This window comes from Trueperella sp. HMSC08H06, from assembly GCF_001808465.1.
Classification (GTDB): domain Bacteria; phylum Actinomycetota; class Actinomycetes; order Actinomycetales; family Actinomycetaceae; genus Trueperella; species Trueperella bernardiae.
The window spans coordinates 75,983-97,886 of sequence record NZ_KV793370.1 but is presented as its reverse complement, the minus strand read 5'-3'; the positions used below and the strand labels follow the sequence as shown (position 1 = coordinate 97,886).

Below are 21,904 nucleotides of genomic sequence, written 5' to 3'. Positions count from 1 at the left end.
AAACCGAAAAAGAAAAGACTTTGGTGTACTTCCAGAAAAACGAAGATACCCGGTGGGGTATAGCGTATGATCGTGACAAGCGGCAACGACGCCGCATCGCTAAATGGCTGGAGGGAAAATGGCCACAGTTGTAGTTCTCGGAGCCGGAATCTCCGGGCACACCACAGCCCTGCACCTGAAGAGGATGCTGGGCAAGAGTCACAAGGTTGTGGTTGTCAGCCCCAATTCGCACTGGAACTGGATTCCGTCGAATATCTGGGTTGGCACGGGGCGAATGAAGAAGAAGGACGTGGTCTTCCCGCTCGCACCGATTTACAAGCGCAAGGGCGTGGACTTCCGCCAGGCGCGCGCCACCGTCATCCACCCCGAGGGTGACGCCGGCGACTCGCGGCCCTACGTCGAGGTCGTCTACACCGACCCGAAGCGCGAGGGCGAAGAGGAGAAGATCCACTACGACTACCTCGTCAACGCCACCGGCCCGCGGCTCAACTTCGGTGCGACCCCGGGCCTCGGCCCGGACAACGGCTACACGGTCTCCGTCTGCACAGCGGATCACGCCGTCGAAGCCAATGAAAAGCTGATGGAGTCGATCGAGAAGATGAAGCGCGGCGAACGCCAGACCCTCGTGGTCGGCATGGGCGCCGGCAACTGCACCTGCGAGGGCGCGGCCTTCGAATACACGTTCAACGTGGACCACGAACTCAAGCGTTACGGGGTGCGCGACAAGGCGGACCTCATCTACCTCACGAACGAATACGAGCTGGGCGACTTCGGCGTGGGCGGCATGCAGTTTGTGGAGCGCGGCTTCAAGCAGTCCTCGAAGATGTGGACCGAGTCCATCTTCACGGAGCGCGGGGTCGCCTCGATCCTGGGCGCCGGCTGCAAGGAGATCACCGAGGACACGATCAAGTACGAGGTGGTCGACGACGACAAGACGTACGAGCTCAAGTACGACTTCGCCATGCTACTGCCCCCGTTCACCGGCCAGGGCCTGTCGGCCGTGGACAAGGACGGCGAGCCCATCGAGGGTCTGTTTAACCCGGCGAACTTCATGAAGGTTGATGCCAACTACACGCCCAAGTCCTATGACGAGTGGCTCGCCACCGACTGGCCCGAGAAGTACGAGGTGCCGCAGTACCCGAATATGTTCGCGGTTGGTATCGCCTTCGCCCCGCCGCACCCGATCTCCAAGCCGCGCGCCTCCGCGCTCGGCACTGCGATCGCGCCTGCCCCGCCGCGTACGGGCATGCCCTCGGGCGTGATGGGCAAGACGGTGGCACTCACGATCCGCGACCGGATCAAGAACGGCGCGTCCGCCCCGGCCCACGAAGCCTCCATGTCCCGCCTCGGCGCGGTGTGCGTGGCCTCCGCCGGCAACGACATCCTCAACGGTTCGGCCGCATCCATGGCAATGTACCCCGTGGTGCCGAACTACCAGAAGTACCCGCAGACCGGCGGCCGCAACACCAAGCTCACCACCGGCAAGATCGGGCTCTCTGGCCACTGGATGAAGACCTTCCTCCATTACCTGTTCATCTACAAGGCGAAGGCCCTGCCGGGCTGGACGCTCATTCCGGAATAGAGAGGGCATCATGAACAACGCCGACAACCCGACCATCATCCGTTCCTACGACGACGTGCCGGTGCCCACCCGGCTCACCCTGCATCTGCGCAAGAACCCCGTGTGGCAGCTAGGCCACTTCGTGAGTTCTGCGCTCGGGACCATGGGCATGGTGGTGCGCGGGCACGATAAGAAGATGTAAGTACGAGCAAGGGTGCGGCCGGGGGAGACCTCGACCGCACCCTTTTGTGCCGGCGTCCGGCGTCGATGGCAGAATGATGCCGAGGAAAGGACGAGGATAGCAAAGCGCGTGACGATGGCCGACCTGGGTCTCGAAGGTGCGCGCCATCCTCGAGCGCGCTTCGAAGAACGCTGGGATCACCGTGGCACACACGGGAGCCTACGCGCCTACGCGCGCCGAGCTTAACGCCTAAGCCGGTGTGCGGGTAGCGCCCGGACCGCCCACACGAGCGCGAACGCGGCCGTCAAAATGAGGACAATCGCCGCGCCCGTGGGCAGGTCCCACACCCAGGACGCCCAAATGCCGAAAAACGCGCCCGCCGAGCCAATGGCGGGCGCGATCAGCATCATGGGCACCAAGCGATCGGTCAGGAGCCGGGCGGTGGCGGCCGGCGTGATGAGCAGGGCGAGCACTAGGATGTTGCCCACGATCTGCACGCTCATCACCACCGCGGCGGCGATGGTGAGGTAGAGAACCACGTCTACGAGCCCGGCGCGGATACCGAGCGAGGAGGCGTAGGCGCGGTCGAGGGAGACGATCACCAGTTTCTTGTGGGCGAGCGCCAGGGCGGTGAGGATCGCGGCGGCGCCGATGGCGATGGAGGTGAGGTCGCCGGGCTGGACGCCCGTGAGCGATCCGAACAGGATCGATTCGAGCGAGCCGGTGTAGGTGGAGATGCGCGCCATGATGACCAGGCCGAGCGCGAAGGCGGCGGCGAAGAAGATGCCGATCACCGAGTCCTCGCCCACCTTCCGGTTCTGCGTGAACACGGCGATGAGGAGGGTGACGACGACGCCGGCCACCGCCCCGCCCAGCAGTACCGAGCCGCCCACGGCGAAGGCCACGGCGATGCCGGGGAAGACGGCATGGGCGAGCGCGTCACCGATGAAGCTCATGCCGCGAAGGACGGTGTGAACGCCCACGGCGCCACAGATGATAGCCGACAGGATTGCCACCACCATGGCCCGCTGAAGGAAGGCAAGCTGGGGGTTGGCGAGGTCGGCGAGGAAGTCGAGCAGGCTCATGTCAGTCCAATGGTACGAAGCAGGGCGGAGTCGGGGCGGACGGCGAAGGTGTCCATCCAGATGTGGGGGTCGCGCAGGTTGTCCGGGGCGTCGACGGCGCGGATCGTGCCGGCGAGCAGGGCCAGTCGGTCGGCCATGCCCACGGCCTGCGTGAGGTCGTGGGTGGACATGAGGATCGCCACCCCGGCCTCGGACAGGGAGGTGAAGAGATCGGTGAGCGAGTCCTGGGTGGGGTGGTCGAGGCCGGTGAACGGCTCGTCCAGCAACAACACCTGGGGCCCAGGGGCGAGCGCGCGGGCGATGAGCACCCGCTGCTTCTGCCCGCCCGAGAGCTCGTCGAGCGTGCGCTCGCGCAGGTCGATCATCCCCACCATCTCCAGGGCGTCGTAGACGGACCGCCAGTGTTCAGCCTTCGCCCACTGCCACGGGCGCATGCGCGCCTGCAGGGAGGTCATGACCGTTTCTTGCACGGAGATGGGGTAGTTCCAGGCGATGTCGTGGCGCTGGGGAACGTAGCCCGGCGCACCCGAGCGCTCGATCGTGCCGCGCGCAGTGGGGATGAGCCCCATGATCGCGCGCATGAGCGTGGTCTTGCCCGCGCCGTTCGGCCCGAGCAGACCCATGATCTCGCCCGGCTCCACCGTGAGCGAGACACTTTCGAGGATCGTGCGCCCGCTCAGGCACACGTCCACGTCGCGAAGGGCAAGGACGCTCACTTGTCCTCCAGGGCGCGGGCCTGCGCGGAGCTCGTGCGCTTGCGTAGCACCACGAAGACGGCCACGACGAGCAGGGCCAGGCCCGCCATGCCAAGGACGACGACGCCGGTGCTCGAGTCGCGCTGGTCGCGCGCGGTGGCGTCGGGGCTGGCGTCGTCAGCCTGCTCCGAACCATTGCTGCTCTGGCCCGCGCCAGACTGGCCCTCGCCCGTCTGTTCCGAGGCGTCAGCCGAGCCGTCGGGCGTCGTGGAGTCCGGCTGTACGGCGGCGATGGCCGCCCACACGTCGTCGACGCTCGTCTCAGAGCCGACTGCCACGTTGATGTAAGCTGTGCCGCCGGCCGTCGTGCCGTCGTTGAGAGTGGCGGTGAAGGATAGGCGGATGCGGTGCACGCCCGGCTCGGTGAAGGCCCAGTTGACGTGCGTGTGCGTGTTAAGCTCCACCGAGATCGGCTGGGACTCGGCCTTCGCCGAATCCCACAGCAGGTCGGGGCCTTGGAAGTTGCCGGCCTGGACGAACGCGGTGAAGGTGCCCGGGCCCTCGTGGCCCTCGAAGACGATGTTGACCGTGCCGTTGACCTGGTCAATCACTGCCGGGTCCTGCGTGTTCCAGCCCAGCCACGGCACGCCCGAGATCTCCTGCTGGGGGATCACCCACGCCTGCGTGCCGCCCACGAAGTCGTAGCCCTCGGGCACGTCGAGCCGGGCGTCGTCGGAGACGCGGTAGACGACGTCGTTGGTCTGGCGCCATGTGGGGGTGGCGGCGGTGTCGTCGCGGGCGAGGACCTGCCACTGGCCGTCGATGATGCGCGGGCCCATGTCCACGTGCCCGGCGTCGATCACCGTCTGCTCGCCGGCAGGGGCTACCGCCTCGTCGGCGTTCACGCGCTGCGTGAGCGCGGGGTCCACGGCCGTGGAGTCGGTGGTGGCGGCCGCGGGCACGGTGAGGGCCGTGGCGGCGAGGGCGAGCGCGGTGAGCGCGGAGAGTCGTTTCATGTCTATCCTTCAAACCTCCATGCTGGATACGAGCTCGGATCCAGGCACGATTTTAATGCGGTGATGTTGTGAACCACCAGGTCAATGTAGGTGGGGGCGTCCGGGGTGAGCGAGTCGGAGGACAGGGAGCACACGCTAATCCCCAGGCCGTCCGCGATCGACGTCAACTCGCCCGCCCCCGACTTCGTGGAGGCCTCCGTAAAAACCGCCGGTACGTGCAGGTCGCGCAGCGTGGCGGTGAGCGTGGCGAGCGCCCCGGCCGACGGCTCAAGCGACGGGTTCGCCGACGCAAACCCCGTGATCGCAAGCCCGTAGGCGTTGGCCAGGTACCCGTAGGCGTCGTGGGCCGTCACCAGGCGGCGGTTAGCGGGCGGGATCGTGGCGAGCACGTTCGCGGCCCACGCATCGAGCCGCTCGAGCCTGGCGATATATGCCGAGGCGTTGGCCTCAAAGACGTCCGCGTGCTCGGGCTCGATCGCCGAGAGCTGGTCGCGGATCACCTCCACGTAGGCGATCGCGTTGGCAACATCCAGCCACATGTGCGGGTCAATTTCCCCGTGCACGTGCCTGCCGATCACGGCCTGCGCCAGCACCCACGCGTCCTCCCCGGGCTTGCCGAGAAAACGCCACTGCGGGTCCGCCGGCACCTGCGTGCGGGTGGCGTGCGGGACCGCGACGACGACGTCGGCCGGCTTGCGCTCGAAGCTGCGGCCCTTGTCCTCCCCGCGCAGCGTGAGGTCGGCCTGAGCGAAGAGGTCCACGTGCCCCGAATCCAGAGCATTCGGCCCCGGATCGGTGCCAACGGCGAACTCGATCGTCGCCTCGGCGGGGGAGGAGCCGCGCATGTCGGCGTCGGGAATCGCCTCGATGGTGAGGCGGTAGCGGCCGGGGGCGGTGAACCCCCACGACATGTGCGTGTGCGAGCCGGCGGGGAGGGCCAGCTGGTCGCCGTCCAGGCCGTTCGAGGAGTCGAGCCAGATCGAGGGCTGGCCGAACACGCCCGTGGTGAAGGCCGAGATGTTGCCCGGGCCCTCGAGCGCGGTGGCGCGGAAGGTCACCGTTCCGGGGTCGGAGTAGCGGCCGGCCACGCGCAGGCCCAACCAGATCGTGTCCAGCGCCTGGTCTTCGACGAGCGGGATGTGGTAGCCGCCCACTGCCACCGACTCGTCCCCAAGCGCCACGTTCGGGCTGCCCGCGGGAAGGTTCGAATCGACCATCGCACGGATCGACTCGTTTTCCAGGAGCAGCCCGTTAGAGAACGCCGTCTTCGCGCGCGTCACGTGGCGCAGCATCGACAAGGGCGGCTCGTACGTGTGGGGGTCGGAGGAGGGCGGAACGAGGGAGACGACGTCGATCGCGTCGCCCGCCACGTTCCGCACCAAGTCGGCCACGACCGGGGTGGTGGCGACCACCCCGGCCGAGTCCTCCGTAGGTGCGGCGCACCCGGCCAGCGCGAGGCTGGCCAGGAGTGCTAGGGAGCGGGCGAGCCCGCCCCGGTTATGCGAAGCGCCTGCGAACAATCAGCGCACCGCCGATGCCCATGAGTGCAATCGTGAGGGCCGCAAGCGTGGACACGGTTGCACCGGCGTGAGTGAGCGCGGTGGTCTGGCCGGCCGCCACGTTCTTGCCCTCCGCTTGGAGCTGGACGATCTGCTCGGCCGAGAGCTGGCAGTCGGCGCCCGACGCCGTCTTGCCCACCCACTCGGTCTTGATGTACTTATCGCCCTTCTTCTCCACGCCCGCCGGCAGGCCGTTATCGCTGGCCGCGCCGCCGAACCAGCGCTCGCCAACCACCTGGCCGAGGTTGCCCGAGGAGAACACCGCGAGCTGGCCCGGGCCGGTCACGCTGGACAGCGACCACGTGACCTCACCGGTGGTACCCGAGACGATCGACGGGTGCTGCGTATTCGCGCCCACCCACGGCACGCCCGGAACAGCGGCGGAGGAGATCATCCAAATCTGCGAGCCCTTCGGGGCGATGAACTCCAGGCCTGCGGGTGCGGTGGCCTTCGAAGCGTCGCTCAGGCCGAAGACGAGCGAGCCCGGATCGACCCACTTGGCCGGCTGGGTGCGGTCATCCTTCACCTTGAACATGAGTTTGTCGCCCTCGAGGACCGAGCCGATGTCGAAGTGGCCCGAATCCGCGTTGCCCGAACCTCCCACATTGAACGTGAGGGTGCCCGTGGCCTGGACGCGCTTACCGCTCTTGAGCTTGGCGGTCTGCGTGATCGTCGCCTTGTAAGTGCCCGGTTTGGTGAACACCCAGTTCGGGTGCGAGTGGGTGTTGGCCGGCACGGTGTAAGAACCGCCCGATGCCTTCGCCGCCGGGCCCGAAACTTCGGTCTCGATCGGGGTGGGGATGCACTGCTCCACAGCGGCGCCGCCGCCCGTGATCGTGCCCGCCGGGCCGGTGCCCGCCGCGCCCGGGGTGCCGGTAGCGCCAGGCGTTCCGGTGGCGCCGGGTGTTCCGGTGGTGCCGGGGGCGCCGGCCGGCTTGTCCGGGGTCTTGCCGCCGGGCTTGCCGCCGTTGTCGGCGTCGCCCTTATTCGAGCCATCCGTGTTGCCGTTGCCCGTGTTGTCGTTACCGGAGCCGTTGCCGGCTTCGTCGTTGCCGTTGCCCGTGTCCGTGTTGTCGGTGTCACCGGCGTCGGGCGCGGACTTGTCCTCCACGACGATCCGGATCTTGCCGATGTCCGACGTTATCGACGTGCCGTCCTTATCCGTGGCAGAGACCTGCATCGCGAACTCGTACGTGCCCGGGTGGGTGAAGACCCAGTTGGCGTGGATGTGCGCCGGAAGGGTGTTGGTCACCGTGGTAGTCTTCGAGGAGTCGACCAGCAGATCCTGCAGGCCCGCGAGGCCCTGCGTGAAGGCCCAGGCCTTCGCGCCCTCGTCCGCCGACGCCGAACGAGCCATCGACGCCATCATCGGCATCGCGCGTCCAGCAACCTCGGGAGTCGCCTGTGCGCCTCCCGAGGGTACCGAGATCGGCGTAAAGGTCATCGTCGTGCCATTGGGGAAGGTCTCCGTGGGCAGGCGCTCGGTAGAGAAGCCCGGCCATACCAAGCCCCTCACCTGCGACTGCGGCAGCACGTACAGCGGCGTGCCGTAATCGCCCAAGAAGTTGTAGGACTCATCGCCAAAGACGCGCTTGGAGCGCACCTGCTTTCGCACCTTGGCCTTGAGAGTGACGGCGTCGGGATCGCGAACCACGCTACGCGGTTCGATAGTGCGTGAATCGTCGCCGACGATGATTCGCAGCGAGCCGTCCGGCGTGAGCGTGGGGCCGTAGTCGATGTGGCCCTCCGTGATCGTCACGGCCTCGGTCTTGATGGCGCCTTCGGTCTCGGCGCTGGCGTTGTCCTCGGCCTCGCCAGGCTTGCCGTTATCGCCAGCTTCACCGTTTCCACCGGCATCGCCGGTCGGCTGGTCGGTGGGGTTGTCCGGGTTCTCCGGCGCCGGAGTCTCCGGCTCCGAGGGTGCGGGCGCATCGCTATCGGGTGCAGCGGCGAAGTTCGCAGTCGCGGTGAACTCCGCGCCCTCGGCGTCCAGCGTGGTGCGGGCCGCCGGGTACTGCGTGGCCGGGGTGAGATCCCAGTGGGCCTGGGTGGTGTCACACCAGTCGTCCACAAAGCTCTTCGAAATCGTCATCGAGCGCGAGGAGCGGGTGGAGGTGAAGTTGATCGGGCACTCTTCGGCGGTGCTCGACACGTCCTCGCCGAAGCCGCCAACCACGCCGAATTCCACGTTCGGATCCTCGGGCATGGCGGTGATGACGTAGTTATCGCCCTCGAGCTTGCTCGACATCGTCACCTTGGTGGAGGTGATCGCCGCCGGGCTCAGGTTCTTCGCCGGGATGTTGGTGTTCGTGGGGGCCGGGAACTGGCCGGGCTCCGACGTCGTCGTCGCCTTATCGCCGAGCTTGTAAGAGACCGGGGCGGTCATCCAGCGCGGGGCGGGCGAGCCGGCGTCGGGAACGTAAACGGCCTGGAAGCTTGAGGTCTGGGAGCCGATCATCTCGCTCCACGTAGCGGAACCGCCGGTCAGAGGCTGCTCGGCCAGGTAGTAACCGTCGATGTAGAAGGCCACGCGGCCCGTGGCGGCCGGATCGCCCGTGTCGAAGGTGATCGACGTCATCGGCTCGGTGCCCGAAGGCGCAAGCGTGAGCGTGGGCTTGAAGGACTGCGATGAGCCCGTCTCCTGGGAGGCGTTGTAAGCGTCGATCACGTTGCCCAGCTTGGCCTGACGCGGATTGCTACCGCCAACCTGCCACTCCATATCCTGCGGAGCGGAGGTCACGAACTGGCCGGTCGTGGCATCGCGGTACGTGGTGCGGTAGGTGAGGTGGTACGTGCCCGGCTTGGAGAACGTGGTGTTGAGGTGCGTGTGAGCACCGGCGCCGAGCTGGAGGAAACGGTAGTCGTTCTGGTGGCTGGAGAGGAAGCGCTCCTGCGGATAATCATCATTCGTGTAGCGGAACATCTCCATCTGGCCCGGGCCGGTGAAGTCCACGAGCTCCAGCTGGAACATCTGGTCGCGGAACTTCTCCACCGGGATGCCGGCGTCCGAACCGTAGCCGATCCACAGGTTCTTAGCGCCGCCCGTGGCATTGATGGGGGAGCCCCAGTAGAACAGGTCGCCCGCCTCTCCCAGGAAGCGATACTGGGGATGCTCGCCAGCGGTGTAATAGAAGTACTGCTTGCCGCTGGAATCGTAGCCCTGGTGCAGCCAGTGCAGGCCCTTCTCCAGCGGCGTGACCTGCTGGCCGGAAGCCTTGATCGTCAGGGCGTCATTCTCCCAGAACACCTTCGGGGAATCGGTGTGGCCCTGATCGAAAATTGCCTTGCCCTCCGTGGGCGCGGCCGCCGCCGGTGCCAAGAAGGAGACGGCGAGTGCGAAGGTAGTGAGGGCGGCGAGCCGCTTCGCCCAACTCAGACGCGACAAGAAGGATCACCTACTTTCAATTGAGAATCTTTATCACCTACAAGTGTAACGGGAATCGATATCGATATGAAGGTGGTGGGGTGTGGCGTAACGCGCACGTGTGGATCGATCAGAACCCTGGGCTGTCTTGTTGCTAAAAGCGGAGTCTTCGGGCGCAGAATCCAGATGCGTCTGCGCTCGGATGCATCTGAGGGTGGAAGTCGGTGATTACTTGCGGTACTTGCTTGCAGGGCTACTCGCGGTGGCCGTCGATCGGGCCCACCAGCTTGAGGAAGCACTGCCCGCACAGGGCCATGTACTCCACCTCGGAGCGGTTATCGATCTCGATCTGTTCGCCGTGGAGCATGAACTGGCCGTTGACCTTGCGGGCGTTAAAGTTCGCCTTGCGCCGGCACCCCGCCCCACACATCGTCTTCAGTTCCTCGAGGGTGTGGGCAGTCTCCAGCAGGCGGGCCGAGCCGGGGAAGACCTTGGTGAGGAAGTCGGTACGTAACCCGTAGCACAGCACCGGGATGTTGAGGGTGAGGGCCGCCATGAGCAGCTGGTCCACCTGTGCGGTGGTGAGGAACTGCGCCTCGTCCACGAGGATCCCGCCCACCGTCTTGCCTTCGATGGAGGCGAGCCAGTTACTCGCAAGCTCGAACAGGTCGTCGTCCTCGGCCACGAGGTGATCCACGAGCCGCTCGATCCCCATGCGCGTGTAGAGCGCGGCGCCGGCCTTCGAATCCAGGGCGGGCTTAAGGATGAGGATCTGCTGGTGGGATTCTTCGAAGTTGTGGGCCGCCATGAGCAGGCCGGCGGTCTTACCCGAGTTCATCGTGCCGTAACGAAAATACAGTTTTGCCACTGCTCATCCCTTCGAAAGTGTCCAGCTGTACCAGCATAGGGCATCGGCGGGAAAGAATTGTCGGAGGGGCATGGGAGAGTGGAGATATGGAGATGGAAGAACGCCAATACACGGGCCGGCTGCGGCTCACATGGATCCTCACCCGCGGGCAGGATATGCCCTTTGACGTGGATGTGTACCCTGCGTGGGCGGCGCTCACGTGGCGGGCGCGCAGTGCGCGCCCGCCCGATGAGTTAGCGCTCTGGGATTGTCACGCGCACCCGCCGGGCGGCGGGGTTGGGCAGTGCAATGGACTGGCCGTCGATCTCGATCGTGGTCAGGCCCAGCACCGCGCTCTGTGAGGTCACCGTGGCGTTCTTGCCGGGCCGCACCCCCAGGTCGCCCAGGTAAATGAGCACGTCGGCGTCGTCGTCGTCCACCTGCTCGATCACCACGGGCGCGCCCTCTGCTGCCTCGTGCAAGTGGAAGACGTCCATGGCTGGCATCGAGCCGTCGGGCTGGGGGATCGGGTCGCCGTGCGGGTCGCGCAGCGGGTGGCCGAGCAGGTCGTCAATCGCGTCGATGAAACGCGCGGACACGGCGTGCTCGAGCACCTCGGCCTCGTCATGCAGCTCCTGCCAGGCATAACCCAGGTGGGTGTGCAAGTAGGTTTCGATGAGCCGGTGCTTGCGCACTACCCGCAGTGCCTCGCGCAAGCCCTCCTCGGTGAGGCGGATCGGGCCGTAGCGCCGATGGCTGACCAGGTTTTGGGAGCTGAGCTTCTTCACGGCTTCGGTCACAGTGGAGGGGCTCAGCCCCATGCGGCGCGCAAGCTCGATCGGGACTACCTCATCGCCGGACCATTCGCAGATGGACCAGATCGTCTTGAGGTAATCCTCGGTCGAGGGGGAGAGCGTGTTCATTAGGAAAGGGCTGCCGCCACCGCGAGCTCGAGCGCCTTGACGAACTTAGTCTCGCGCTCCTCCGGCGTCATGTCCTCGCTCGGTACGGTCATGTGATCCGAGATGGTCAGCACGGCAAGGGCCTCCTTGCCGTACAGGGACGCCAGGCCGTAGAGTGCGCCTGCCTCCATCTCGGCTCCGGCGGTGCCCACCTTCGCGGCGGCCTCGTTGACCTCTTCGGGCACGTTGTAGAAACGGTCACGCGAGATCACGGGTGCCACGACGACGTCCGGGTCATCCCCAGCCGCGTCCGCCGCGGCCCTGACCAGGTTGAAGGAGGCGATAGCCGAGAAGTGGGTCTGCGGAATGAGGTAGGTGTTGATCACGCCTTCGTAGTGCGCGCCGCTGGCAATCACTACGTCACCCACCTTCACGTCCTTCGACAGGCCGCCGGCCGTGCCCACGCGGATGATGCGCTGCACGTCAAACATGGAGAAAAGCTCCGAGGCGTAAATGCCCAGCGACGGCTGGCCCATGCCCGATGCCATGATCGACAGTGGCTTGCCATCCACCGTGCCCGTGAAGGCCTTAATGCCGCGCACGTCCGACACGACCTTGGCGTCCGGCATGAGCATCTGGGCCATGCGCTCGGCGCGCTTCGGGTCACCCGGCATGAGGACGGCGGGAGCGATGTCTCCCTTTTCTGCGTTGATGTGTGGCGTTGCCATGTTCTTCCTTAACGTAAGGCGGAAAGTTTACTGATCTAGTCTAACGCGAGCGCCGGGCGGCTCGCCGCTCCGCGCGGGCCTGCTTGGCGTTCGCCTTGCGCTCCTTCGGCGTGAGGTGCTGGGCCACCTTCTCGTCAAAGCGCTCCCAGTGCTCGGCCGAGACCTCCTCGAACGCGCGCGGCGGGCCGCCCGGGCGGTCCTGCATCCGGTTGAGGTAGGGGTAGGTGTCATGCCCGCGCAGGTAGAGGATCGCGGTGTTGATCGCGGCGGCAAGCGGCACGGCGAACAGAGCTCCGATGATGCCCGCGAGCGCCGATCCGCCTGCCACGATGAGCACCACAGCCAGGGCGTGCATGTTGAGCGCGTTGCCCTGGAGGACGGGCTGGAGGACGTTGCCTTCAATCTGCTGGACGAGGATGACACCGGCCAGCATGAGCAGCGCGAAGCCCACCGACTGGGTGTTGACCAGCACGATCACCACGGCAAGGAAGCCGGAGAGGAAGGCGCCGACGATCGGGATGAAGGAGAAGAGGAAGACGACCACCGCGATGGGGAAGGCGAGCGAGATCGGGGTCTTCAGGAGCATCGCGACGATACCGATGCCGACGGCGTCGACAGCGGCGACGATCGCCTGCGTGCGGGTGTAGTTCCCGATCGTCACCCAGGCGCGGATGCCGGCCTCGTTGACCCGGTCGTGCTGCGAGCGCGGTGTGGCGCGCACGATCCAGTGCCACAGGCGCCGGCCGTCCTTGAGGAAGAAGAATAGGGAGAACAGGGACAGGATCATGCCGGTGAGGAAGCCCGTGACGCTCGATCCGATGGAGGCCACGCCGCCCAGCAGGGTGGCGGCGTTGTTCTGTAGGGCGCTTTGCGCCTTCGACCAGCTCTCGTTCAGTGTTTGCTGGAGGGTGGGGAACTTGTCAGTCAGAAGGTCGACGATCGTGGACACGCCGGCGATAACCTGGTCGGCCAGGTCGGACATGCCCGCCACGATTCCGGTGCCCGCCCCCACAAGCAGACCGAGGATGATGACGACCAACCCGAGCACTCCGGCTGCGGCCGCGGCGGCCGGCGGCCAGTTCCAGCGCTTGCGTAGGTAAGCGCTGGCAGGTTCGAGCACGACGGCGATGAGGAGCGCCACCATGAGCGCGATGAAGAGGAGGGAGAGCTTGAAGGTGACCCAGCCCACGCCGATCAGCAGGATGGCGAGAACGATGATGCGCCACGCCCATCCGGCGGCGGTTTCAAGGGCGGATGGGACGGGGGAGCGGTATTCGTGTGCCTTGACCGTCACCTCGTCAGGTTCGAAGTCCGGTGCGTGTTGTGGCTGAAAATCTTCCATAGGTGCCACATTATCGGGTGAGGCTGCATTTTTTCCAACGTGAAATAGTTGAAATGTGTTTTATTCCGTGTGGCGTGAGAGAATGGACGCCGAACTGCTCAGGAGGAACCTTGTACGCACTGCTCGCCTTCGATCTCGATGACACGCTCGCACCGTCGAAATCACCCCTGTCACCTCGGATGGCCGCCGCGCTTCGCGACCTGCTCGATCTTCACGACGTGTGTGTCATCTCCGGCGGCACGTTTGACCAGTTCCGCGGCCAGCTGCTTGCCAACCTCGACGCCACCGACGCCCAGCTCGCCCGCCTCCACCTCATGCCCACGTGCGGCACGCGCTACATGCGTTACGACGACGCCGACTGGCGGCCCGTCTACGTGCGTGACCTGAGCGCCGAGGAGAGGGCCGAGGCGATGGCAGTCGTGGAGGAAGAGGCCAAGCGTCTCGGGCTGTGGGAGACCGAGGTGTGGGGAGATATCCTCGAAGACCGCGGATCGCAAATCACGTTCTCCGCGCTCGGCCAGCAGGCGCCCCTCGAGGCGAAGAAGGCCTGGGACCCCACGGGGAAGAAGAAGGAGGCCCTGCGCGCCGCCGTCGCCCCGCGCCTACCGCACCTCGAAGTGCGATCGGGCGGATCGACGTCGGTGGACATCACCCGCAAGGGCGTGGACAAGGCCTACGGAATCGCCGAACTGGAGAAGGTCACGGGCATACCGATCGCGAACATGCTGTTTGTGGGCGACCGCCTCGACGAGGGCGGCAACGACTACCCCGTCACCCGACTCGGGATCGACACCCACGCCGTTTCCGACTGGTCCGACACGGCCCACTTTGTTGAATCGTACGTCGCAAACGCGAAGGAACATCATGAGTGAACTCGACATCGAGGAAATGGATCGTCGAATCGCCAAGTTTGAGGCCAAGGCCAGCGAGCACGAGCGCGCCGGCGGCGCCTCGCTCGAAACCTCGCTGACCATGATCATCACTGGGGCGATCGGCCTGTTCGCCTCACTCATGCTCGTCCTGTCCGAGTTCACCTACTACAAAAACCCGAACGCCAGCCTCATCTGTGACGTCAACCCGCTGATCGGCTGCTCGAAGTACTTCACCGCCTGGCAGGGTCACCTCCTGTTCGGTGTGCCCAACGCCCTGTTCGGCATGATGTTTTTCGCCGGAATCGTGGCCCTCGGGCTCGTGCTCGCCTTCGGCGGCACCCTCCACCGTTGGCTGTGGAACGCCGCGCTCGCCGGCGCCGGCATGGGCATCGTGTGGGTGGTCTGGTTCGCCTACGAATCCTACGTGGTCAACAGGTCACTGTGCCCGTTCTGCCTGGTCGTGTGGATCGTGACCATCCCGCTCTTCATCGTGCTGCTGGCCCGCGTGGCCCAAGCCGGACACCTTGGGGAGGGTGCCGAGGGCTTCGGCTCGGCCCTAGTGCGCAACCGCTGGATCACCGTGGCAGTGGTCTACCTCGTCCTCGTCCTGTTCACCGTCATCTGGTTCTGGGACTCCTGGGCGCTCGTCTTCTAATCAACCTCCGCCAATGGTGAGGGCCTCCGGGAATCCCCGGAGGCCCTCACTGTTAGGCAGGCGGCGTTCCGACTAGTCGTTGTTGTCCGACTCCGCCGCTCCGGTCTGCTCACCGGTCTGCTCGGCGGCCGGTTCTGTCGCGGACTGGTCCGCCCCCTCGGCCGGCTCGGTCACCTCAGCGGTAGGATCCTTTGTCGGCTCCGTGCTTGGCTGGCTGAGCTGCGCCGGGTTCTTCGACCAGATGAGGACCGCCTCGCCGTCGTCGTTGACCCAGTACAGCTCGGCAATGTCACCGGAAAGAGTGAGCGTGCCGGAAGCCGTGACGCCGTCGTCGACGAACGCGATGAGCTGGTCATTCATGGCGGAGCAGTACCGCGCCGACTCGTCGAACGGTGCAAACGGGTTGCCGTCCGAATCCACGGCTACGAAGGACTCCGCCGGGACGGAGATGTAGCCCTGCTCGGTCGAGGCCGGGGCGGTAGCCGTCAGATCGAGGTGGAGGAACTGGCCATCCAGGCTCCCGAGCTCGGAGGTGCAGGTCGTGATCTCGGTGGCCTTGTCAACCTGCACGTACGCCTCGGCATCAGGCGAGACCCACAGCCCGCCCGACGCACTACGTAGCGAGGTCGCGCGGATCTGGTTGAACCAGTCACCATTCGACACCCGGTAGCCATTTCGCACCACCCACTGCGCCTGGCGCGGGGAGGTCTCGTAGATCCAGACCGGCTTGCCCGACGTCGTCGTGGCCGCGTTGCGGAAGTAGCGCAAGGTGTTGATGTTACGGTTCGGGTAGTAGCCCTCGTAGACGTCCAGGCGCGTGAGGTTCGCGGCCAGTGTCGAGGCCGGGAACTCCATGATCTGGCCAACGATCGGGCGGCTCGTGGCGCTGGGGATCGCCCACGGCCACGTGCCCTTGTGGGTGACCCACAGGGCGTAACGCGGCACGGTATCCTTGCGCTCCGAGATCACGCGGCCCTGAACCATGTGGTAGCCGATGTCGCCCGTGCGGAGCGTGCCGTAGACGAAGGGCTGGCGCAGCAGCTGCGGCTTCGGCGCCGGTGGGCCCGCAACCGTGGTGGCTTTCCACTTGCCCGGCAGGGTCATGTCCTGCCAGCCGTGGCCGATCTGCACGGCCTTGGACCACCAGCCGTTGCCCAGGCTCGTGTAGCGGAAGAGCTTGCCGTCCGCGCGCTGGCCGATGATGTCGGGGCGGCCGTCGCCATCGATGTCGCCAATCGAGGTGATGTTGGTAAAGGACTCCCAGCCGTGGCCGATTTGGCGCATCGCGCCAAATTCACCGCTGCCGTCGCCCGGGTAGAGGAGCAGGCGGCCCGTGGGCTTGTGGCGGGCGACGAGGTCGGCCACCCCGTCACCATCGATGTCGCCGGGCACCACCATCATGTCGATGTCGTCCCAGCCCCATCCGATCTCGCGAACCCGGTCCCACTCGCCCGCGCTCAGCGTGGGGTAGAGGAGCAGGCGGCCGTCCCTGTGGCGGGCGAGGAGATCCGGGTGGCCGTCCCCGTCCCAGTCATCGGCCGGGACGATATCGGCCATGACGTGCCACCCGTACCCGATCTGGTACCCGCCGGTCAGCGAGGTGCCATCCGAGTGGTAGATGCGCAGCAGGCCGTCGGGGGAGCGGACGATGACGTCGCCATAATCGGCGCCGTCGAGCGAGGCAATTTGGATGCCGTAATCAAAACCGCCCCAGCCGTGGCCAATCTTCATGCCCGGAGAGAGATAGCTAGCGCTCCCCCCCCCGTAGGCATAAAGATCATTGTTCGTATGGCGGGCAAGAAGCGTGTCCCGGTAGCCGGAACGGATCGTGCTCGCCTCGGTGGGTGCCACGGCAACCACCATGAGAACCGCCGTCAATGCGACGGTCGCAAGACGCGAAAATAGTGATCGCATAATACTCTCCTCGGGTGTGAGTGCAAGGAGAGTCTATTCCCTTAACAACCCCAAAGTGACGGCGGCACAGGCACTACCGGGCGGCTGCCACCTGATCGGCGTACCCGGTCTCGATCAGCGCGGCGCGCAGCTTGTCCATTGCTGCGGCGATCTCCTCGGCAGGTGCGGCCACGGCGTCGGAAAAGCGCGCCGCCTCCTCCGACTCGGCGGGGATCACGTGCACGTGCGTGTGCGGCACCTCGAAACCGAGGATCGCCACCACGGCCCGCGGCACGCCAAACGCCTTCTCCTGGGCGCTCGCCACGATCTGCGCCACGCGCATCATGTGGCCGAAGTCGCCGGCGTCCACCTCATTAAACTTCGCCACCTCGGCGCGGGGGACGACCATGACGTGGCCGGGGCGAACCGGCTCAATGGTGGCCATGACGACGCACACGTCGTCGGCCCAGACGAACTGGCCGGGGATCTCCCCGGCGATGATCTTGGAAAAGATGGTGCTCATGGCTATATTCTACGGCGTGCGTCATGTCTCTCACAGTGGCCGCCGGCGGGCCGGGCCAGGCACCTGAGCTAGAATAGCCGCGATCTTAAGTAAAGGAGACTCATGAGCACCCCGTATCGGTACACCGCCGAGCTTGCCGGCGAGATCGAGAAGAAGTGGCAGGATCGCTGGGAGCGCGAGGAGACGTTCAACGCCCCCAACCCGGCTGGCGCGCTCGCGGACGGTCGCGCGGAGCTCAAGGAGCCCTTCTACCTGCTCGACATGTTCCCCTACCCGTCGGGCAAGGGCCTGCACGTGGGCCACCCGCTGGGCTACATCGCCACCGACACGCTCGCGCGCTTCGCCCGCATGCAGGGCAAGAACGTGCTGTACACGATGGGATATGACGCCTTCGGCCTGCCCGCCGAACAGTACGCCGTGCAGACCGGCCAGCACCCGCGCGTGACCACCGAGCAAAACATCGCCAACATGCGCCGCCAGCTGCGCCGCCTTGGCATGTCGCACGAGGCGCGCCGCTCGGTCGCTACCACCGACACGGATTTCGTGGGCTGGACCCAGTGGATCTTCCTCCAGATTTACAACTCCTGGTACGACACCGAAGCCCCCGGCCGCGTCGCGGGCACGGTGGGCCGCGCCCGCCCTATCTCAGAGCTCGTCGAAGAATACGAGCGGGGCAAGGTCGCAACCCCGGACGGACGCCCGTGGGCCGAGCTGGACGCGGCCGAACGGCGTCGTGCAGTGGATGCCCGGCGCCTTGCCTACATCGACTACGCGCCCGTCAACTGGTGCCCGGGCTTGGGCACCGTGCTGGCGAATGAGGAGGTCACGGCCGAGGGCCGCTCCGAGCGCGGCAACTTCCCCGTGTTCAAGCGCGAGCTGCGCCAGTGGATGATGCGCATCACCGACTACGCCGACCGCCTCGCCCAGGACCTCGACTACGTGGACTGGCCGGAGAAGGTGCGCCTCATGCAGCGCAACTGGATCGGCAAGTCGCACGGCGCGAAGGTGACGTTCGCGGCGCATACGGCCGAGGGCGACGTCACGCTCGAAGTCTTCACCACGCGCCCCGACACGCTGTTCGGCGCCACGTTCATGGTGGTCTCCCCGGAGCACCCGATGCTGGGCGGCTCGGGCGTGCCCACCGAATGGCCGGAGGGCACGAAGGAGGCGTGGACCGGCGGGGCTGGCACGCCGATGGGCGCGGTCATGGACTACCAGCGCCAGGCGTCGATGAAGTCCGACATGGACCGGGCCGACGACGCGCGGGAAAAGACCGGCGTCTTCACCGGCATTTACGCGACGAACCCGGTCAACGGCAAGCAAATCCCGGTGTTCACTGCGGACTACGTCATGATGGGGTACGGCACCGGCGCGATCATGGCCGTGCCGGCCCACGACCAGCGCGACTTCGACTTCGCGAAGGCCTACGACCTCGACATCGTACCCACGATGAAGCCCGCCGACGGCTTCGAGTGGGAGAGCGCGTGGGAGGAAGACGGCGAGATCATTGACTCGGCGAATGAAGAGATCTCGCTCAACGGCATGTACAAGGCCGAAGCGGTGGCCGCGATGAGCGACTGGCTGGCCGCCAAGGGCCTGGGCAAGGCCACGGTGACCTATCGCCTGCGCGACTGGCTTTTCTCCCGCCAGCGCTACTGGGGCGAGCCCTTCCCGGTGGTCTACGACGCCGATGGCAACGCTCACGCCCTGCCTGAGTCGATGCTGCCGGTGGACCTGCCGGACACCCCGGACTACTCGCCGCGCTCCTTCGATCCCGACGACGCCTCGTCTAACCCTGAGCCGCCGCTCGGGCGCCTGCAGGACTGGGTGAACGTGGAGCTCGACCTGGGGGATGGCCCGCAGATGTACACGCGCGACACGAACACGATGCCGAACTGGGCAGGTTCGTGCTGGTACGAGCTACGCTACCTTGACCCGCACAACGCCGAACGTTTCGTGGCCCCGGCGGTGGAGGAGTACTGGATGGGCCCACGCGAGGGCAAGGTCGCGGGCGGCGCGGACCTGTACGTGGGCGGCGTGGAGCACGCGGTACTCCACCTGCTCTACGCCCGCTTCTGGCACAAGGTCCTGTTCGACCTCGGACACCTGTCCTCCTTTGAGCCATTCTACAAGCTGTTCAACCAGGGCTACGTGCAGGCCTACGCCTACACCGACTCGCGCGGGCAGTACGTGCCGGCCGACGAGGTGGAGGAAGTGGCCGCCGCCGACGCCTCGGGCGAGGTGACCTATGTCTACCAGGGCGAGAAGGTCAACCGCGAGTACGGCAAGATGGGCAAGTCGCTCAAGAACATCGTCACCCCTGACGAGATGGCTGAGCAGTACGGCGCGGACACGTTCCGCCTGTACGAGATGTCGATGGGCCCGCTCGACGTGGACCGCCCGTGGGAGACCCGCGCGGTTGTCGGCTCCCAGCGATTCCTCCAGCGCCTGTGGCGCAACATTGTGGACGAGGAGACGGGCGAGCTCGTCGTCGTCGATGGGGAAGCGGACCTGGAGACGGCGAAGCTGCTGGCGCGGACGATCGTGGGCGTGCGCGAGGACTACGAGGGTATGCGGATCAACACCGCGATCGCCAAGCTCATCATGCTCAACAACCACCTGACCGGCCGTGAGGTGCCGCGCTCGGTGGCGGAGGCGATCGTGCTCATGGTCGCGCCCGTGGCGCCGCACGTGGCCGAGGAGCTGTGGAGCCGGCTGGGGCACGATCAGTCGCTTGCCTTCGCGCCGTTCCCGCAGGTGGCGGACGAATCGCTGCTGGCCGAGGACACGGTCACGGCGGTTGTGCAGGTGCGCGGGAAGGTCCGCGACCGCCTGGAGGTCCCGGCCGACATCTCGGCGGCTGACCTGCAGGCGATGGCGCTGGCCTCGGAGAAGGTGGCCAAGTTCCTGGAGGGTGAGCCGCGCAAGGTGATCGTGCGCGAGCCGAACCTGGTCAACATTGTTCCGTAGTTTTTCGTAACAATTCCAGCCAGTGATATCGGCTCGGCGCGCCAGCTCAAGAACCGATACAGTGAACGACGAAGGAAAGGGTGTGTGATGGCATCTACTGACATCTCAAAGGTCGACAAGTTTGGGCATGCCGCCTGGGAGATCGCCTCGCCGACGGGCGCGCGTGCCATCGTGTCCGAACGCGGCGCCACCCTGCTGTCCTGGCAGCCGGAGCCCGGCGTGGAGGTGTTGGCAGGCCATCAATCGAAAGAGGAACTCGAGGCCGGCGCGGGTGCGCGCTCGATGATCCTTGCCCCGTGGTCCGGCCCGATCGCGGACGCCACCTACACCTTCGACGGGCGTGACATCCAGGTGGACGACGCCGTGCGCGCCTACTCACTCGCCTACCTACAGGATTTCCACGTGGTCTCCGCCGGCACCACCCTGTCGATGGAGACCGTGATCAAGCCCTGCGATTCCTACCCGTGGACGTGCCAGGTGTCCGTGCACTTCTCCCTCGATTCGGGCGCCGACGGCGAGGAGCACCTCTCCATCACCCTCGAGGCGAAAAATCTCTCTGATGAGCCCGCGCCGATCGCCGTGGGCTGGCACCCCTACTTCATGCTGCCGGGCATGGAGACCGTGTCGAACCTCGGCCTGTCCATCCCTGCGCGCACGAAGATCCTCACCGACCGCCGTGGCGTCCCGTTGCCGGGGGAGTCCGCCTACGGCGGTGTCAACACGCCCGTGGTCATCGACTATTTGGGGTCGGCGTCCCTCAACGACTACTACCGCGGGCTCGTGCCCGACAACTACGGGGTGGTCGCCACACGCGTCGTCACCCCGTCCACCAACGCCTCCGTAGTTCTCACGCAGGAGCCCGGCGAGGCCGCGGTCGTCCACATCGACACCGGCGACCGCCTCGAGCGCGACCCCCGCACAGCCATCGCACTCGCGCCCATGTCCGCCGTTGCCGACTCGTTCAATCGTCCCGACGCCGTCGGCTCGGTTCGCGTGGAGCCCGGCCAGTCGCGCCAGATGACAGCCACGCTGACCTTCCGCCGCTAGAGCCGGCGCCGCGCCCGGGTTGCGCTATGGCACTTACTGTTGGCGAAGGGTGGGGACCGGGTTTCTAGGCCTTGGCCAGCTGTGAGACGCGCTGCGTGGACAGGCCCATCAGCGCGCCGACATCGCGCATGGACAGGCCAGCGTCCGTCAGTGTGCTAACAGCCTGGCGCGATGCCGCAGACAGGCGGGCTTCGGCGGCACTCGCTTCCTGGGCGGCCTTGCGGTAGTTTTCAACGACCTCTCCGGGAATGCCCTGAGCGTTGATGTCGACGTTGAACTCGGCGGCCGGCTTGCCGGTCATGAGGCTCGCGGCGTCCCTGACCATGCCCTCGAGCTGATCGAGGCGGCGCGCCTGTGTCCCGTACGGGTGACCTTCAACCTCGAATTCTGCCACCCACCACTTACCGTCGCGGACGGCGGAGATGAGGATATCGATCATTGACTTGCCCTCCTAATGATTGCTTTGGCGAGGCGTTTGCTGACTTCTCGGTGTCTGGGGATCGGCTCGCTCCATTGGCCAATGGTGGCTTTCGTGTGATTACCACCTTCAGTCAGAATGAGTATTTCGCCTCTTTCGCGTGCGATCCTTTCTAGCGTTTTGATGAGGATTCTTCGCTTCGTCACATTAGTCTAGACCGGTAGACTATAACAAGTCAATGGCCAT

At 66.0% G+C, this 21,904-nt stretch carries 18 protein-coding genes; 6 read left to right on the top strand and 12 right to left on the bottom strand.

All coding sequences use genetic code 11. The features are described from left to right. Positions 1-118: 118 nt before the first annotated feature. Together HMPREF3174_RS08720 and HMPREF3174_RS09435 are read left to right on the top strand one after the other, a co-directional pair. Positions 119-1,582 (top strand): NAD(P)/FAD-dependent oxidoreductase, encoded by a 1,464-nt coding sequence (locus HMPREF3174_RS08720; RefSeq protein WP_062613772.1) that lies wholly within the window; start codon positions 119-121, stop codon positions 1,580-1,582. Positions 1,583-1,592: 10 nt separating this feature from the next. Beyond that, the gene (locus tag HMPREF3174_RS09435; RefSeq protein ID WP_160326878.1) at positions 1,593-1,763 is read left to right on the top strand and encodes a hypothetical protein; all 171 of its coding nucleotides are present in this window, start codon (positions 1,593-1,595) and stop codon (positions 1,761-1,763) included. Between the two features lie 221 nt (positions 1,764-1,984). Here HMPREF3174_RS09435 and HMPREF3174_RS08715 read toward each other — a convergent pair whose 3' ends face one another. The 9 genes from HMPREF3174_RS08715 to HMPREF3174_RS08675 form a co-directional block, all read right to left on the bottom strand. Then, entirely contained in the window at positions 1,985-2,827 is an 843-nt protein-coding gene (locus tag HMPREF3174_RS08715; RefSeq protein ID WP_070445614.1) for an anchored repeat-type ABC transporter permease subunit, read from the bottom strand. Next, positions 2,824-3,543, bottom strand: a complete 720-nt coding sequence (locus tag HMPREF3174_RS08710; RefSeq protein ID WP_062613774.1) for an anchored repeat-type ABC transporter ATP-binding subunit — start codon at positions 3,541-3,543, stop codon at positions 2,824-2,826. The genes HMPREF3174_RS08715 and HMPREF3174_RS08710 overlap by 4 nt, the downstream gene beginning before the upstream one ends. Next, the gene (locus tag HMPREF3174_RS08705) at positions 3,540-4,538 is read right to left on the bottom strand and encodes a choice-of-anchor M domain-containing protein (RefSeq protein WP_070448386.1); all 999 of its coding nucleotides are present in this window, start codon (positions 4,536-4,538) and stop codon (positions 3,540-3,542) included. Before HMPREF3174_RS08705 ends, HMPREF3174_RS08710 begins: the two co-directional genes overlap by 4 nt. Positions 4,539-4,540: 2 nt before the next feature. Beyond that, positions 4,541-6,058: an anchored repeat ABC transporter, substrate-binding protein gene (locus HMPREF3174_RS08700; RefSeq protein WP_070448385.1), complete on the bottom strand. Its 1,518-nt coding sequence runs from the start codon at positions 6,056-6,058 to the stop codon at positions 4,541-4,543. Beyond that, complete coding sequence (locus tag HMPREF3174_RS08695; RefSeq protein ID WP_070448384.1) at positions 6,036-9,482, bottom strand: choice-of-anchor M domain-containing protein; 3,447 nt, start codon at positions 9,480-9,482, stop codon at positions 6,036-6,038. The genes HMPREF3174_RS08700 and HMPREF3174_RS08695 overlap by 23 nt, the downstream gene beginning before the upstream one ends. 232 nt (positions 9,483-9,714) lie before the next feature. Further along, positions 9,715-10,329, bottom strand: coding sequence for a thymidine kinase (locus tag HMPREF3174_RS08690; protein ID WP_070448383.1), 615 nt, complete (start codon positions 10,327-10,329; stop codon positions 9,715-9,717). A 233-nt stretch (positions 10,330-10,562) separates the two neighbouring features. After that, positions 10,563-11,231 carry a metal-dependent transcriptional regulator gene (locus tag HMPREF3174_RS08685; protein WP_070448382.1) on the bottom strand — a complete coding sequence of 223 codons (669 nt, stop codon included), beginning with the start codon at positions 11,229-11,231 and terminating at the stop codon, positions 10,563-10,565. Beyond that, positions 11,231-11,938: a purine-nucleoside phosphorylase gene (locus HMPREF3174_RS08680; RefSeq protein ID WP_062613780.1), complete on the bottom strand. Its 708-nt coding sequence runs from the start codon at positions 11,936-11,938 to the stop codon at positions 11,231-11,233. The genes HMPREF3174_RS08685 and HMPREF3174_RS08680 overlap by 1 nt, the downstream gene beginning before the upstream one ends. Before the next feature lie 40 nt (positions 11,939-11,978). Next, the gene (locus HMPREF3174_RS08675) at positions 11,979-13,280 is read right to left on the bottom strand and encodes an AI-2E family transporter (protein WP_068538967.1); all 1,302 of its coding nucleotides are present in this window, start codon (positions 13,278-13,280) and stop codon (positions 11,979-11,981) included. Positions 13,281-13,333: 53 nt separating this feature from the next. Between HMPREF3174_RS08675 and HMPREF3174_RS08670 the strand changes: the two genes are divergently transcribed. Further along, on the top strand, positions 13,334-14,152 hold the full coding sequence (locus HMPREF3174_RS08670) for an HAD-IIB family hydrolase (RefSeq protein WP_083281068.1): 819 nt from the start codon (positions 13,334-13,336) through the stop codon (positions 14,150-14,152). Then, the gene (locus HMPREF3174_RS08665; RefSeq protein ID WP_062613783.1) at positions 14,145-14,807 is read left to right on the top strand and encodes a vitamin K epoxide reductase family protein; all 663 of its coding nucleotides are present in this window, start codon (positions 14,145-14,147) and stop codon (positions 14,805-14,807) included. The genes HMPREF3174_RS08670 and HMPREF3174_RS08665 overlap by 8 nt, the downstream gene beginning before the upstream one ends. A 72-nt stretch (positions 14,808-14,879) precedes the next feature. On the opposite strand, the gene HMPREF3174_RS08660 is transcribed toward HMPREF3174_RS08665, so the two are convergent. Then, positions 14,880-16,538, bottom strand: coding sequence for an FG-GAP-like repeat-containing protein (locus HMPREF3174_RS08660; protein WP_068538969.1), 1,659 nt, complete (start codon positions 16,536-16,538; stop codon positions 14,880-14,882). 256 nt (positions 16,539-16,794) lie between these two features. After that, positions 16,795-17,223 carry an HIT family protein gene (locus HMPREF3174_RS08655; RefSeq protein WP_062613785.1) on the bottom strand — a complete coding sequence of 143 codons (429 nt, stop codon included), beginning with the start codon at positions 17,221-17,223 and terminating at the stop codon, positions 16,795-16,797. A 102-nt stretch (positions 17,224-17,325) separates the two neighbouring features. Between HMPREF3174_RS08655 and leuS the strand changes: the two genes are divergently transcribed. Both leuS and HMPREF3174_RS08645 read left to right on the top strand, forming a co-directional pair. Further along, on the top strand, positions 17,326-20,193 hold the full coding sequence (leuS, locus tag HMPREF3174_RS08650) for a leucine--tRNA ligase (RefSeq protein WP_068538970.1): 2,868 nt from the start codon (positions 17,326-17,328) through the stop codon (positions 20,191-20,193). A gap of 87 nt (positions 20,194-20,280) precedes the next feature. Further along, positions 20,281-21,240, top strand: coding sequence for an aldose 1-epimerase (locus HMPREF3174_RS08645; RefSeq protein ID WP_068538971.1), 960 nt, complete (start codon positions 20,281-20,283; stop codon positions 21,238-21,240). Between the two features lie 64 nt (positions 21,241-21,304). Here HMPREF3174_RS08645 and HMPREF3174_RS08640 read toward each other — a convergent pair whose 3' ends face one another. Then, positions 21,305-21,679: a hypothetical protein gene (locus tag HMPREF3174_RS08640; protein WP_070448380.1), complete on the bottom strand. Its 375-nt coding sequence runs from the start codon at positions 21,677-21,679 to the stop codon at positions 21,305-21,307. Positions 21,680-21,904: the final 225 nt, after the last annotated feature.